General features: G+C 48.2%; 11 protein-coding genes. 5 read left to right on the forward strand and 6 right to left on the reverse strand.

All coding sequences use genetic code 11. The features are described from left to right. Window positions 1–29: 29 nt before the first annotated feature. Entirely contained in the window at window positions 30–3,311 is a 3,282-nt protein-coding gene (ileS, locus tag GWP40_RS06110) for an isoleucine--tRNA ligase (RefSeq protein WP_212566476.1), read from the forward strand. 108 nt (window positions 3,312–3,419) lie between these two features. On the opposite strand, the gene GWP40_RS06115 is transcribed toward ileS, so the two are convergent. Further along, a complete protein-coding gene (locus GWP40_RS06115; RefSeq protein WP_212566477.1) occupies window positions 3,420–5,084 on the reverse strand; it encodes a Na/Pi cotransporter family protein in 1,665 nt (554 codons plus the stop codon). Between the two features lie 124 nt (window positions 5,085–5,208). Here GWP40_RS06115 and GWP40_RS06120 point away from each other — a divergent pair, with 124 nt between their 5' ends. Together GWP40_RS06120 and GWP40_RS06125 are read left to right on the forward strand one after the other, a co-directional pair. Beyond that, the gene (locus GWP40_RS06120; protein WP_212566555.1) at window positions 5,209–5,448 is read left to right on the forward strand and encodes a hypothetical protein; all 240 of its coding nucleotides are present in this window, start codon (window positions 5,209–5,211) and stop codon (window positions 5,446–5,448) included. Window positions 5,449–5,451: 3 nt separating this feature from the next. Further along, window positions 5,452–6,123: a DUF8091 domain-containing protein gene (locus tag GWP40_RS06125; protein WP_212566478.1), complete on the forward strand. Its 672-nt coding sequence runs from the start codon at window positions 5,452–5,454 to the stop codon at window positions 6,121–6,123. A 41-nt stretch (window positions 6,124–6,164) separates the two neighbouring features. Here GWP40_RS06125 and GWP40_RS06130 read toward each other — a convergent pair whose 3' ends face one another. The 5 genes from GWP40_RS06130 to GWP40_RS12755 form a co-directional block, all read right to left on the reverse strand. After that, window positions 6,165–6,905 carry a flagellar filament outer layer protein FlaA gene (locus tag GWP40_RS06130; protein WP_212566479.1) on the reverse strand — a complete coding sequence of 247 codons (741 nt, stop codon included), beginning with the start codon at window positions 6,903–6,905 and terminating at the stop codon, window positions 6,165–6,167. Continuing rightward, window positions 6,905–7,642: a flagellar filament outer layer protein FlaA gene (locus tag GWP40_RS06135; RefSeq protein ID WP_212566480.1), complete on the reverse strand. Its 738-nt coding sequence runs from the start codon at window positions 7,640–7,642 to the stop codon at window positions 6,905–6,907. The genes GWP40_RS06130 and GWP40_RS06135 overlap by 1 nt, the downstream gene beginning before the upstream one ends. A 209-nt stretch (window positions 7,643–7,851) precedes the next feature. Continuing rightward, entirely contained in the window at window positions 7,852–8,475 is a 624-nt protein-coding gene (locus GWP40_RS06140) for a hypothetical protein (protein ID WP_212566481.1), read from the reverse strand. A gap of 177 nt (window positions 8,476–8,652) precedes the next feature. After that, the gene (locus GWP40_RS06145; protein ID WP_212566482.1) at window positions 8,653–8,877 is read right to left on the reverse strand and encodes a hypothetical protein; all 225 of its coding nucleotides are present in this window, start codon (window positions 8,875–8,877) and stop codon (window positions 8,653–8,655) included. Window positions 8,878–9,743: 866 nt separating this feature from the next. Continuing rightward, window positions 9,744–12,341, reverse strand: coding sequence for an ATP-dependent helicase (locus GWP40_RS12755; protein ID WP_230974665.1), 2,598 nt, complete (start codon window positions 12,339–12,341; stop codon window positions 9,744–9,746). 336 nt (window positions 12,342–12,677) lie between these two features. Between GWP40_RS12755 and murQ the strand changes: the two genes are divergently transcribed. Both murQ and GWP40_RS06165 read left to right on the forward strand, forming a co-directional pair. Then, entirely contained in the window at window positions 12,678–13,589 is a 912-nt protein-coding gene (gene murQ / locus GWP40_RS06160) for an N-acetylmuramic acid 6-phosphate etherase (protein WP_212566483.1), read from the forward strand. Window positions 13,590–13,634: 45 nt separating this feature from the next. Continuing rightward, complete coding sequence (locus GWP40_RS06165) at window positions 13,635–14,552, forward strand: N-acetylglucosamine kinase (RefSeq protein ID WP_212566484.1); 918 nt, start codon at window positions 13,635–13,637, stop codon at window positions 14,550–14,552. Window positions 14,553–14,659: the final 107 nt, after the last annotated feature.

Below are 14,659 nucleotides of genomic sequence, written 5' to 3' on the forward strand. Positions count from 1 at the left end.
ACGCCTTTTATAGACAAGGAGTATGAGGTATGTATACACCGGTTGATCCTAAGGTGGATTTTCCGAAACAGGAAGAAGCGGTTTTGCGCTTTTGGGAAGACCACGATGTTTTTAAGAAGTCTGTTGCACAGCGTGAGGGGGCTGATGAGTACGTGTTTTTTGACGGCCCGCCCTTTGCAACGGGGCTGCCGCATTTTGGGCATTTTGTGCCGAGCACGATTAAGGATATTATTCCGCGTTATCAGACGATGAAGGGGAAGAAGGTTGAGCGGCGGTTTGGATGGGACTGTCATGGGCTGCCGGTAGAAAACTTGATCGAAAAAGAGCTGGGGCTGAACTCGAAGACCGACATTGAAAAGTACGGTATTGCCAAGTTTAATGAGGCGTGCAGGGCGAGTGTGCTGCGCTATGTGAAGGAGTGGCGGCATACGATTAATCGGCTGGGACGCTGGGTTGATTTTGATAACGATTATAAGACGATGGAACCGGCGTATATGGAGTCGATTTGGTGGGTGATGAAGCAGCTGTGGGAGAAGGGGCTGTTGTATGAGGGGCATTATATTTTGCCGTATTGCCCGCGCTGTTCCACGGTACTTTCCAATCATGAGCTGAATCTTGGCGGGTATAAGGATGTACACGATCCTGCGATTACCATCCGCTTTAAGGCGCGGTATACGGTTGCGGGTACCCCTGCGGCGAAAACCTTTGCTGCGGAGCCGCTTCCGCCGAATACCTATCTTTTGGCGTGGACAACCACCCCGTGGACGCTGCCGAGCAACCTTGGGCTTGCGCTCGGCGCCGATATAGACTATGTGTTGATAGCTGATGAGGGTGAGCACTATATTCTTGCCGAATCCCGCTTAGCGGCGTACTACCGCGAACCGGAAAAATGCACCGTTATATGGAAGAAAAAGGGCGCAGAGCTGCAAGGTATCTGCTATGAGCCGCTTTTCCCGTATTTTGCGAATTTGACCGTAAAAGAGGACGGCAGTTCCGATGATGCAGGACGGGGTGCGTTCCAAACTTTAATCGGCGACTTTGTTTCTACGGAAGACGGTACCGGTATTGTTCATACGGCGCCGGGATTTGGTGAAGAGGATAGCACGTTATTTAAAGGCAGCGGAATACCGATGATCTGCCCGGTAGATGCTGAATGTAAGTTTACGGCGGAGGTTCCGGACTATCAGGGACGCTTTGTAAAAGATACTGATAAAGATATTATGGAGCGGTTGAAGGCTGAGCGGAAACTGGTGAAACGGGATCAAATTCTGCACGCCTATCCGCACTGCTGGCGCTGTTCCAGCCCGCTCATTTACCGTGCCGTCAGCAGCTGGTTTGTTTCGGTGGAAAAGGTAAAGGACGCGATGCTGCGGGCGAATAGCAAAATCAACTGGCAGCCTGCTCATATCAAAGAGGGACGCTTTGGAAAGTGGCTTGAAGGCGCCCGCGACTGGGCAATCAGCCGGAACCGGTACTGGGGAAATCCGCTGCCGATCTGGAAGTGTTCCAATCCCGACTGCGGACACTCCCTCTGTGTGGGAAGCCGCGATGAGCTGAAAGCATTGAGCGGTGTTTATCCGGAAGACTTGCACAAGCACTTTGTTGACAAGATTACCATACCGTGTAAGCAGTGCGGCAAAACGATGTACCGTGTTCCGGAAGTGCTGGACTGCTGGTTTGAGTCCGGTTCGATGCCGTATGCGCAAGTGCACTATCCCTTTGAAAATAAAAAATACTTTGAAGAGCACTTCCCCGCTCATTTTATTTCCGAAGGACTGGATCAAACCCGCGGCTGGTTCTATACGCTGACTGTCTTGGCGGCTGCGCTGTTTGACCGCCCCGCGTTTGAAAACTGTATTGTCAATGGGCTGGTGTTGGCAACCGACGGGAAAAAGATGTCTAAGTCGCTGCGGAACTATACCGATCCCAATGAGGTTGTCCGGCAGTTCGGGGCGGATGCGCTGCGCTTGTTCCTGATGCACTCAAACGTGGTTAAGGCGGAGGATTTGAAATACTCCGATGACGGTGTACGCGATATTCTGAAAGGTATTTTGATTCCGCTGTGGAACAGCTACAGCTTCTACGTGACGTATGCGAACATCGATGGTATTACACCGCCTGCCCATGCGAAACTCGACGGCACGGATGCGCACATCGCTGCCTTTGTGAAAGAGCTGAACAATCCGCTTGACCGCTGGATTCTCTCCGTAACTGAAAAGCTTGTGTTTGATGTAACGGCGGCGTTGGACGATTACGACCTTACGAAGGCGATTGACCCGATTGTTGCATATATCGATCAGCTGAACAACTGGTATATCCGCCGCTCTCGCCGCCGCTTCTGGAAGAGCGAAAACGACGGCGATAAGGCGCAAGCCTACGAGACCTTGTACCGTGCGCTCAAGAAGTTTGCACTGGTCGCGGCTCCGGTTGTACCGTTTATTACCGAATCGATTTGGCAAAACTTGAGAACAGCGGATGATCCTCTTTCCGTACACTTGGCGGATTACCCCGTCTATGCGGAAGCGGCGCGGGATACCGAGCTTGAGTTTAAGATGGAGACGGTACAAAAAGCCGTGTCGATGGGACGGGCGCTCCGGTATCAGTTCAATTTGAAAATCCGCCAGCCGCTCAAAGCGGTGGAAATTGTTACGAAGAACCAGCAGGAGAAGTCGGTCTTACGTGAAATGGAAAGCAGCATTATGGAAGAGCTGAACGTGAAAGAGGTGATTTTCCACGACAAAGAAGATGAGCTGGTTGAGTATTCCGCCAAGGCGAATTTTAAGGTGCTGGGAAAAGAGCTCGGCGCAAAGATGAAAACCGCAGCGGCTCAAATTGAAAAACTCTCTTCCGCGGAGATTGAAAGCCTCTTTGACGGCGCAACCTTGAGCATTGATGTTGAGGGGCAAGCCGTTGAGCTGACTTCCGACAAGGTGATTCTGAACCGCATTGAAAAGGCGAACCTCAAGGTGCTGAACGAAGGGACGCTGACGGTTGCGCTTAACACGCAGGTAACCGAGGAGCTGCTGCTGGAAGGCTATATCCGTGACCTTGTCCGCGCGGTGCAGAACTTGCGGAAGGAGTCCGGGCTTGAAGTAACCGACCGGATTACGCTTTCCGTTTCCGGCACTGATACGGACGGGAAGCACCTCTTGCAAAAAGCGTTCGAGGCAAACAAGGACTACCTGATGAATGAGACCTTGGCTGTCGAGGCGGTCTTTGGGGGCGAGCTGCCTGCAGGAAAGCCTGCCGCCGAGCTTGACATGGGCGATGGGCTTTGCTGGCACATCGCGCTGGAGAAGGCGGGAGTGTAGGGGCGTGGTGTAATACCGAGAGCACCGAGTACTGAATACCCGCCGTGCAGAAAAGGGCAGCCGTTTGAAATAGTGCAAGCGGCTGCCCTTTTTTGATGTTCCCAATTGTTACATCGTTTTGCTGAGCGTTTCGGAAATACTGAACGCGCAGTCTCCGACCTTTTCAATTGTCCGCACCATATCGATATACAAAAGTTCCGCCTTAACATTGCCGCCTTCTTCCAGACGGTTCCGCGCAAGTTTTTTGAGGTTGCTGCGCATTGCATCGATAGTTTGTTCCATTTCATCGGCAAGCGCCAATTGATCCTGTGCCAACGGTTTATTCAAGTGATCGTGTACAAAATGAATAAATTGATTAACGACGCCGAGATAGGGCAAAAGCTTATCCATATCTTCTTTCGGAATATTGAGCTTTTTCTTTTTGCTCTTTTCGATGTGTAGTCCTAATTCATAGATATGATCGGTCATGTTTTCGAGATTATCGACGATAGTCAACATCAGCCGTACATTGTGCTCCGCTTTAACACTGAGCGACAGACGGGAGGTTGCAATCAAGAAGCGGGATAACTCTTCCTGCATTTGATCTGCATAGTCTTCTTGCTGTACGAGCTGTTCAATGACGGCTTCAACGGAGCCTTTGTGATCGTCTTCCAGCAGGGGGCGGATTGTGTCAAACATCTTTCGTACAACCGTAGACATTACACTGATTTCGCGTTCGGCTTGCAGAATGTAAGCTTCAATGTTCTCTTTAATTGCCGTTTCGTTCGGCATAACCAGTTGATACCGTTCCGGTGATTCGTCTCCTTTGTCTTTGACAAGCCATTCTACGAAGCGCGCAATATATGAAACAAAGGGGAGCGCAATCAAAGTATTCAGGATGTTGAACAGCGAGTGGAAGAGTGCAAGCCGGATGGTGATATCTGCAAGTCTGCTGCCTTCAGGCGTTAAACGATACAACAGTGCGAGTGATGGTTTAAAAAAGATTAAAAATAAAAGTGCGCCGCATACGTTAAACAGTACGTGCACCATAGCTGTTCTACGCGCGTTGAGCTTGCTGCCGATTGCTGCGACAACTGCGTCGATTGTCGAACCGACGTTACTGCCGAGTACGCTTGCCGCAGCGAATTCCATACCGATAACGTTGCCATAAGCCATGGTCAAAATAATAGCGGTGGTTGCCGACGAGGAGTGTAACACAACCGTTAAAACAAAACCTGCAACAAAACCGATTATAATGCTGTATATACTGCCATCGGCAGCTAACGATAAAAACGAAAGGTTATCGGCGGAAATATCCGGCATCAGGGAAGAAAGAATGCCGAGTCCCGTGAAGAGAAGCCCAAAGCCCATGATGCCTTCGCCTAAGCTTTCCTGACGGAACTTTTTGAAGAAGGTAAGAAAAAAGCCGATACCGAATGCCGGAATGGCAATTTCGGCAAGCTTGAGCTGGAAGCCGACCAACGCGACAATCCATGCGGTAACCGTAGTACCGATATTGGCGCCGAATATAACGCCGATTGCCTGTGTCAATGAGAGAAGCCCCGCATTGACGAAAGAGACGGTCATAACGGTGGTTGCGCCTGATGATTGAACAATAGCAGTAACTGCAAAACCGGTAATGACGGCAAGAACCCGATTACCGGTCATCATATTGAGGATTCGGTGAAGGCTTCCTCCGGCACTTTTCTGAATACCTTCGCTCATCAGTTTCATGCCGTATAGAATGAAGCCGAGGCTCCCCAATGCTTGTAGCAATATTACAACTATTTTCATGCCGACAGCATAACAAAAGGTAATGTCTTTTGCAATGACACAAGCAGTTGATTTTAGGAGAAGATTTTTGGACACCCTCATCTCTCTCTTGTGCGAGTTAAAAAAAAACTGCTATAGTGTCGATATGACGCTCTATGAATATTATATGATATTTCCCGATGGCGATACACAGGAAGTTTCCGATGAGCTTATGGTCGGATCTCTGTACGACATCAACGGTAGGCGATTAATACCGCCGCTCCCGACAAATAAAATGATTGTGTATCAGGTATGCGGAAAACGCACCCGTGAAGAAAGGGGTATTGTTACAATTTATTACATATTGGAACAGTTGGATGCGGTTGAATTACGTGCATACCTCTAACGAATGATTAACACTTATAATGAAACACACCTGCACCGTACCCTAAAAGACTTGTATAGCAGTACCGGTGCCGTGCAGGAAACCTCGTTGCAGGGATTTATCTGTGATATTTACGATGCAGGGCGGATAATAGAAATACAAACCTCTAAACTTTCCGCACTGCGGGCTAAATTGGAAAAGCTTTTGCCGCTGTATCCTATTCAGATTGTCTATCCCATCATCAAAAATGCATATATACTGATGCTCAATGCAGACGGCTCTAAGCGCAGCTGCCGTAAAAGTCCTAAGCACGGCAATTTCTATCAGATTTTCAGAGAGCTGTTAGGGATTGTTCACTGTCTTGATAATCCAAATCTTACGATACAAATCTTGTATATCGATTGTGAAGTTATCAAAATAGATGATAAGAAGGGGCGAAGCAGATATAAAAGGCCGCGTATTATTGATAAAAAGCTGTTAAAGATACATCGAGAAGAGGAATTTCACGGTATCAATAGCTTGATCGCGCCGTTTATGGCAAAGCTGCCCGATGCATTTATCAGTACCGATGTAAGAAAATTAGGCGCCGGAGTCTATGCATCATATATCCTATCGTTTTTAAAAAAATGTCAAAAAATAGTCTTTTATACAAAGGCAGGGCGCTATCATGTGTATAAAAAAACCGGTATCGAATAGATACCGGTTTTCAATCGATTGATACGAGTTAGAACAACGGTTTACCAGCTGTCTTTCATATCGTCATCATCGCGCATATCGACTTCATAAAGGTCGGTAACGGCACGGAGATCATCGAAGTAGATGTAGTAATTTCCATAAGCTTCCCACGGATTGCATTCAATGCGGAAACCTACAATCTTTAAGCCCATGCTGGTGCCGTAGTGATAATCTTTTTGTACAATTCCCGTTCCTGCTGCATTCTGGGGAGGAACTGCAACGGTCATTAGCTTCCATCCTGCATGGTTCAGCTTCCCTACATAGAGTTCAAAGCGCTGTCCCATATAGTCTTCAAGGATGAGCTTTAAAACGTGCGGATAGCTTCTTCCGACAACCCAAACGCTGACGGTTTTCGTAATGCCTTCGACCGGAATCGGTTTGACAGCACGGACTTCAAAGCTATTATAACCGCGGCGATAGAAAGACACCTTTGTACCATAAACTTTGCTATCGGGTAAATTAAGGTTCTCTTCTTCCGGAATCGGCTTCTTTTGCTTGGGAGCGCCATCAAATAAACGTCCTTGAATAACACCCTCATCCGAGGACATGGAACACGTCCAAGAACCTTCATTTTCAAACTTATCGACCGATACTTCTTTTAAACGCTGTTCTGCAGATTCAACACCGATACGAGAAGGATCTGCTTGATCCAAGGATGATGCATCGCGTGTGTTCTCTTGGGCAAATGCAAACAACGATAGCGCTGATAATAATGCTAAGATGGTAACATATTTTTTTGTCATTATTTTCCGCCCTCCTTATTTGAATCGGCATCTCCAAACTGAGCCTTTTCTAACTCATATCCGTCATAAGAAGGTATACGAGTATTGGTTAATGCCTTGAATTCATCAAAGAAAACATAAAAGTCATCAACGTTCTCTGTAGGCTGAGTGCGGATTCTAAATGCGACAAAGCTCATATATTTAAGCTGTGATAAATAGCGTGACCGCTGTTGAATATTCGTGGGAACGGTAACCGCTAAATTTCTCCATCCATGGTAATTTAATGTTCCGACCGGTAATGTATGTATCCGTCCGTTGCAATCGCGTACCAGAATTTCGAGGTCATACGCATAGCCTGCACCCCAGACCCAAAGATCGAATCTCTGAACAATCCCTTTTAAGGGAATTTCATAAGGAGCGGCATCATCGCCGGAACCTTTCGTCGGATAAACATCGACCCAGTTATCGCCCTGGCGGTTAAATTTAAACTGCATTCCTAAAAATTTGTATTCTTTATCGGAATCGGATTGCATAACCCGCAGAGCATTCGGCATTCCGTCAAAATACTTTAAGATAGGATAACCTTCAGTGATAAATTTACTTCCAATACCATTCCATGCTATCTCTGATGATTCGGGGGAGTCAAAAGTCTCCACCATATACGTTTGATAATTAACACCGCTATCCTGCGCTGCCAATGGAGTACAAACGACTGCAAACATCAGAACAAAGACCGTAATAACAACGCCTTGTTTCATTCACAACTCCTTTTATTTCCGCCGATATTCTAAGAAATCATACCCATTATAGTCTGAAAAGAAAACTTTGTCAAACAACTCGGTAATCCTCAAACCTGAAATAATGGAGCATCAATTCCGCAGCGGATGAAGAACTCTGCCTACAGTATCGGCAGAGTAGGTAAAATATACAAGGGGTAGACGCTTTTTTTGCATTTTTTGTCCGCTTGTTAACCGGCGTTTCCCTTTCGGTATAGTATAAAGTGGAGTACCGTACCGATTAAAGCAAGCCCTGCTAAAATCGAACCGTAGATTATTGGGTCCCCTTTAAAATAATAAAGCCCCAGCGCAAAAGTGCCCAACATAAGGATCCCCATAAATAGAAGGAAGCAGAGTGTACAAGCAACGGCATAGTAGAAAGTAATTTCGGCGCAAAAATGTAAGAGTGCATCCAGAATAAAAAGAGCGCTTGTATACAGAATGATGCAAAGTACGATGGGCATAATGCGGAGATGCGTACTTGCAAGAAATAATTGCTGATATATTTTTACGGTAAATAGACCAAACAGCGCTGCCGGAATCGGCAAAACGTTAAAACCGGAAAAGATCAGCGCAATCAATAGTACAATGCAAAAGGGAATAAAGGTATCCACAAAAAAGGAGTAAAAAAAATAACTTCCTAACGAACCGATATAGCGATCCGTTTTTGCAGAAAAAAAAGACACAATCAGTAAGAACAGCGTTGTCGCTGCAATACCGACAAAAAACATAAAGATATGCTTATTTTTTTCTTCTAATTGAAAGGCATAAGAGAAAAAAATGAGCGGAATACAAAATAATAGTAAAACAGCCATATTCAGTTAGAATATCATAAAATGATACGATAGACAACGCTCATTTTTAACACAAACCTAGGGGCGACGGAATACTAGAGGCTTTCCTCTAGAACAGGGAACCATCCAAAATATCCTATAACTCGAACAATCCCCTATTCATTTTTTCGGTAATATAATGTTACACCACCGCTTCTTTTACGGATGGCGTGCAGCGACTCCTTTTTCGATCAATGATATAAACTGATCTTCATACCAATCTTGGGAATAAGGTACATGTTGGCGGACAATCGGCCGAATTTTTGCTTCGATGGTGTCCTTGCAGGCTTCGCAAATATCATATTCGCGGATATGCCAATAGGTTCTTCCGGCTATAGGATTAACCAATTCTTTTTTGCAAATGTCGCAATGTAAAGTTTTCATAACGATGCTCTCCTAATAATAAAGCTTGTATGTAAAAGCATACCGTATATTTGTTTTTTTGTCGAGATAATCGAGCAAATGCATCAGATGATTTTCTAACTATTCTCGCAGAATCAACAACCCCGACGCTTGCGTCGGGGTATGTTGTTCTCATAAAGTGGTTGCAGTCGGCTTTAATACCCTTTGTTACGACGCAGAGCGTCGGGGTATTAAATCCTCCGCACGAATAAAGAAACTATTCGGCCGGAGTTGAACCTCTTCGCGGTTCAAATGGCCTCATAGTCCCTTTATTCTGCGATTTTGATTTATCTATCTGATGCGTTTACCCTTCGTATAAAAGAAACTTTCCGTAAGCCTTTTGAAATAGCCTGTCCGGAAGTGTACATCCGTGTACACTTCCGGACGCGAGTTTTTGCATCGCAAAAACATCGCTGTTGCGTGAAACCACCGCCCTCCATGGCGCTGTTGAGCAGTGTACTTCCGTGTGCACTGCTCAACGACGAGATTTGACCGGAGCTCAAATCTCGCTACTGCGTGGAACCACGCCCGTCCTTGGGCGTTCTGATATGTTGAGCATTTTCATAAGCGGCACGGATGCCGCTGGTTTAAACAGAAGCGATATTTCGGCAAAGCCGAAATTCGCCATTAAAAGTGTACACGGATGTACACTTTTAATGATGCGACGCAGTAGATATGCCGTATATTTGCAAAAGGGCGCTTTCGAAAAAAAAACTTCCGTAAGCTTTTGCAAAGAGACGGTGCAGATACAAGGCGCGAGCAAAAATAAAGCGGAGACGTACTTGCTGTACGTTGAGCATTTATTTTTGCGCAGTAACGCAGTAGATGCGCCGTATATTTGCAAAAGACTAGTCGACCCGAAAAAGTTGAGATCTTTGATACGCAGGGAAAAAGCGTTTTTGGCTGCCGGTTTCGAACTGTACGGTGATAACCAACTCGCTGCCGCTTTGCCGCGACTGTACGATATAGCCGTAGCCGTAGTCATCATGATAGAGCCGCTGTCCGCACTTCCACAATGTGGCTTCCTCATCGGCAGGGGTACTTGAGCCGGATATGGACTGTCCTATCACGTCGATAAGGTTGCTGTCGATTTCCGCTAAAAAGCGGCTCGGTTCCATAAATGAAAGCTTCCCGTACATCCGCCGTGCCGCGCAGCTGGTCATATACAGCGCATCCTGTGCACGGGTACAGGCAACATACATCAGCCGCCGTTCCTCTTCCATATCTTCGGCGCTTTCGTCATTGCGTGGAAAAATACCGTTTTCAAGACCGGTGATAATTACATTGCGGAACTCAAGTCCTTTTGTGTTGTGCATGGTGATAAGCTGCACGGCATCGGCTCCTGCTTCGGTTTCCGCAAGGCTGCGATCCAGTTCGATATGCTCTAAAAAGGAAGTCAGTCCGGCAGTTGAGCAGGGGTATAGCGAGGCGGTATTGGCAAGTTCCTGCAGGTTCGCTGTTTTCTGCGTGCCCATCACCTCGTCTTGATTCCGGTGAAAGACGCCTAAACCTGTTTGCTCGATAACTGCCAACACAAAGGCCGCGAGCCGCTCTCCCTGCTGCCGCTGATTTTGCATAAGCGCCTGTTCAGCGGTGTTGGTGTTTCTGGTGCTGCCGGTTGGGACATCAGACCGCAGGCTGTTAGCGTGTGCGTCGGTATCCACTGCCGTGTCAAACGCCGCAGTGCCGGTGGCATTCGCAGTATCAAAGACGGTATCGGGATTCGCAGAATCGTATTCGGCAAGGAGGTTTCGGAGCGCATGCAATGTGTTTAAGAACTCTTGCAGTGCGGTACCTGCTTTCTTAGATATCGGGAGCTTTGCTCCTGCGCCGAGCAGCACGGTAATATAGTCGGCTCCTTGTTGCGGCTGCTGTTGCGGTGCCCCTTCAGCCGGTTGCTGCGAGGGCAGGGGAGTGGGCACTTGCAGTTGGGACAGCTCCGGCTGTACTTGTTTCTGCAGAGGCTGGGCAGCGGTATCTTGTAATTGGGCAAACTCCGGTTGCAGCAATTGCGCGGAGCTGTTTTGCAGTTGAGTGAACTCCTGTTGTGCATCTTCGTTATCTTGTTCCGGTGAATTGCCGAGTGCCGATGAACCTGTCGTTGCAGCTTCTTCCGCGTTTGCAAGTGAACCTGTATGTGCGGATAAGCGTGCAAATGCTGCGCGGGCATACGCGACCAGTTTATTCTGTGTGGTTTCGCCGATTCCCCGTGCGGGTTTATTCACCATGCGGCGGAAAGCAATTTCGTCGCGGCCGTTTGCGATAAGCGCTAAAAGGGCAAGCGCATCCTTAATTTCCTCGCGTTCGTAGAACTTGAGCGTACCGACTACCTTGTGCGGAATTTTTTCGTGTAAGAATGAAGTTTCAAAGTTGAGCGACTGCGCATTGGTGCGGTACAAAATTGCCCAGTCTGAGTACGAGCCGCCCGCCCGCACCGCCTTTTTGATGAGCTGCACACAGAGTTCCGCCTCCGCATCTTGAGACGGTAGGTAATAAAGGCTCGGCTTTTGTCCGCCGGTTCCGCGCGCTGCAATCAGCGTTTTACCGAGCCGCCCCTCATTGCGGGACACAATAGAACCGGCAACTTGCAGGATAGGTTCATACGAACGGTAGTTCCGCACCAGCCGGATAATCTTTGTGTGCGGAAATTGACGGTCAAAGGTGAGGATGTTCTGCACTTCAGCGCCGCGGAATCGGTAAATGGACTGATCATCATCACCGACAACACAGACATACGTATCTTCGCCGGTTAATTCCCGCAGCAGCCGGAATTGTGCATCATTTGAATCCTGATACTCATCCACAAGAATCACTGTAAAACGTCTATGCAGCTGCTGCGCAATAGCGGTATGATCTTGTAGCAACTGGACCGGCAGCATAATCAGGTCGCCGAAGTCGGCATTCCCCGTTTCGCGGAGCCGCTGTTGATACGCACGGTAGATTTCCGCAAACTCCGGTGCGGGGTCGATTGCGGCAAGTTGCGGGCTATCGGGTAGAAGGCAATAATCTTTTGCACGGGAGATTTTCCGTATAAAGCGCTGCGCCTCCTGCTTATTCAGTTGAGGCAGCGCCTTCATCAACAGCGTTACCGAATCATCATCATCGTAAATCGTAAAATTGGGAGAAAGTCCCGCCCATTCGGCATACCGGCGCAGCATCCACGCACCGAAAGAGTGAAAGGTGCGGATACTCGACCTGGCTGCGCGTTCATCCAGTACCCGTGCCCGTTCCGCCATTTCCCGCGCAGCTTTGTTGGTAAAAGTAACTGCCAAAATCGATTCAGGGCGCACACACTGTTCTGCAATAAGCCACGCAATTTTTGTGGTGATAACCCGTGTCTTCCCAGAACCCGCGCCTGCCAAAATCAACAGCGGCGAGCCGGTATGACACACCGCTTCAACTTGTTCAGGATTTAAAACCGATAAATAGTTACACGTTTCTTCCATATATAATTTTACCATAGAATACGCGCTCTTAATGATGGAAACCTTTAAAAACCGATTCGCAATCCGCACGAGCGGATACGATAAATCATTTCTTTACAGAACAAGCCGATAGACTTGCGGTTTTTAGAAGATACCATGATATCTAAGAGCTATAGTTTTAAAGATAACTTATTGTATGAGTTTATCGAGGGCTTGGCTAGGGGAAAGAAAGGTATAATTTCGGCAGTCACAATCAACAGTTTCGATGCTCTGCGTCGAGACTGTTGATTTCTGCTACACAAAAACTGAAGATTGAGCTAAAATCAGCAAGATGTTTTTTGCTTACAGGAGATAGCAATGAAAGAAATTCCCGTAACGGAGCAGCGCAATCCTGCTTCGTATCAAATTGACATAAAAAGTACGGCAGAAATTTTAACGATTATCAATAATGAAGATAAAAAAGTTCCCGAGGCGGTCTCGCAGGCGATTCCGCAGTTGACGCGGCTGGTCGATTGCGCGGTTGAGGTGTTTAAAAAGGGCGGACGGCTGTTTTACCTCGGTGCGGGAACCTCCGGCCGTCTGGGGGTGTTGGATGCCTCAGAATGCCCGCCCACCTACGGCGTGTCTCCCGATATGGTGCAGGGGTTTATCGCAGGCGGCGATGCTGCGCTCCGCCGTTCCATCGAAGGCGCCGAGGATGATGAAAACCACGGTATCGATCAGCTGCGCAGTGCCGGTTTTTCGGCAGCCGATATGTTGGTCGGTATTACCGCCTCCGGTTCCGCCCCTTATGTACTGGGGGCGCTCCGGTATGCCCGTTCGATCGGCAGCCCGACCGGTGCAATAAGCTGCAATAAAGATTCACGCACCTTCGAGCTTGCCGATTATCCCATTTATCTGCCGGTTGGACCCGAAATCGTTACCGGCTCCACCCGAATGAAGTCGGGCACTGCGCAAAAGCTTGCGCTGAATATGATTACCACCACAGCGATGATTCGGCTGGGGAAGGTATATAATAACTTTATGATCGATTTGATGCCGGTAAACGCAAAGCTGGTGGTACGGTCGAAGCGGCTGATTAACGAAATTACCGGATGCGGGGAAGCGCGTGCCGCACAGATATTTGAGGATTCAGGGCGAAAGATACGGACGGCGGTGATTATGGCTTCGCTTGAGGTATCGAAAGAGGAAGCCGAAACGCTGCTTAAGCAGGGGAATGGCAATATCAACAATGCGCTCGATGCGTATAAACACGGGCAGCGAAGGTAAACAGCCTATTGTGCGGCATATTAACAGCGAGGAGTTCGGTAAATAATGAAGCGCTTATTTTTTGGAATCGATGGAGGGGGAACACAGTCTCGGCTCGGTATCTGTGATGGAACCGATCAGCTGCTTGCGCAGGTAAAGGGCGGCTCTACCAACCGGTACGCGGTAGGGTTCGACGCTGCCTGCAACAATATCCGCGAGTTGATTCAAAAATTAAAAACCGAAAGCGGTATCGATGTGCAGGACTGCGCCGCAGGCTGCTTTGCTTCCGCCGGTATGAGCACGGAGCAAGAAACCGAAGATTTCGGCCGTTTTTTTACCGGCGAAGGAATCCGGTGCCCCTTGTATCTCTGCAATGATGCGCTTGCGGCGCTTGCAGGCGGCACCGGAACAGCGGAAGGCATTATCGTGGTGAGCGGTACCGGCTCCATTGCCGCCGGATTGAACAAGACCGGTAAAACCGCCCGCGCCGGCGGACTTGGGCATTTAATTGGAGATGAAGGTTCCGGCTTTAAGATAGGATTGGACGGGATTAAAGCTGCCGCCGCCGCTTTGGAACGGCGCGGAGTGCGCACCATATTGGCGCCAATGCTGTTTGAACATTACGGCGTTAATACCATACGGGAATTGTTCCCCTTTTTGTACACAAACTTTGATAAATCGCGGGTGGCCTCTTTTTCGCCCTGTGTATTTCAGGCGGCGCAGCAATCGGATGCAGTTGCCGCACGTATTCTGGAAACTGCCGCTCAAGACCTCTCACTCCTTGCTCGCAGCGTATACGGCGCCCTCTTCGACGGAGCAGAGGCGAAACTGGTATTCTCCGGCGGCATTTTAGAGCATCAAGTCTCATTCGCAAAGCTGACCGCCGCCTATATCGCTGATGCTTTGCCGCAGGTGCGGATTATCCGCCGCCGGTTTGAGCCGGTAGTCGGCGCATGTATTCTTGCCCGTCTGGGCAGGCAGTGAACTTTCGCGTCAAGCGCAGTGGAAACATTGTAAATATTTGCCTTTCTTTTTTGCTCAATATGATGTAAAATGCAAAAATAGTGCTTTTATCGCCGTTTTGAATTCTG

This window comes from Treponema vincentii (assembly GCF_018336815.1).
In the GTDB taxonomy this organism is placed as follows: domain Bacteria; phylum Spirochaetota; class Spirochaetia; order Treponematales; family Treponemataceae; genus Treponema.

Coding starts and splice junctions, on each gene's coding strand:
- GWP40_RS12755 (WP_230974665.1), bottom strand. CDS start 12,341: ATGGAAGAAACGTGTAACTATTTATCGGTTTTAAATCCTGAACAAGTT.
- GWP40_RS06145 (WP_212566482.1), bottom strand. CDS start 8,877: ATGAAAACTTTACATTGCGACATTTGCAAAAAAGAATTGGTTAATCCT.
- murQ (WP_212566483.1), top strand. CDS start 12,678: ATGAAAGAAATTCCCGTAACGGAGCAGCGCAATCCTGCTTCGTATCAA.
- GWP40_RS06115 (WP_212566477.1), bottom strand. CDS start 5,084: ATGAAAATAGTTGTAATATTGCTACAAGCATTGGGGAGCCTCGGCTTC.
- ileS (WP_212566476.1), top strand. CDS start 30: ATGTATACACCGGTTGATCCTAAGGTGGATTTTCCGAAACAGGAAGAA.
- GWP40_RS06165 (WP_212566484.1), top strand. CDS start 13,635: ATGAAGCGCTTATTTTTTGGAATCGATGGAGGGGGAACACAGTCTCGG.
- GWP40_RS06125 (WP_212566478.1), top strand. CDS start 5,452: ATGATTAACACTTATAATGAAACACACCTGCACCGTACCCTAAAAGAC.
- GWP40_RS06135 (WP_212566480.1), bottom strand. CDS start 7,642: ATGAAACAAGGCGTTGTTATTACGGTCTTTGTTCTGATGTTTGCAGTC.
- GWP40_RS06140 (WP_212566481.1), bottom strand. CDS start 8,475: ATGGCTGTTTTACTATTATTTTGTATTCCGCTCATTTTTTTCTCTTAT.
- GWP40_RS06120 (WP_212566555.1), top strand. CDS start 5,209: ATGACGCTCTATGAATATTATATGATATTTCCCGATGGCGATACACAG.
- GWP40_RS06130 (WP_212566479.1), bottom strand. CDS start 6,905: ATGACAAAAAAATATGTTACCATCTTAGCATTATTATCAGCGCTATCG.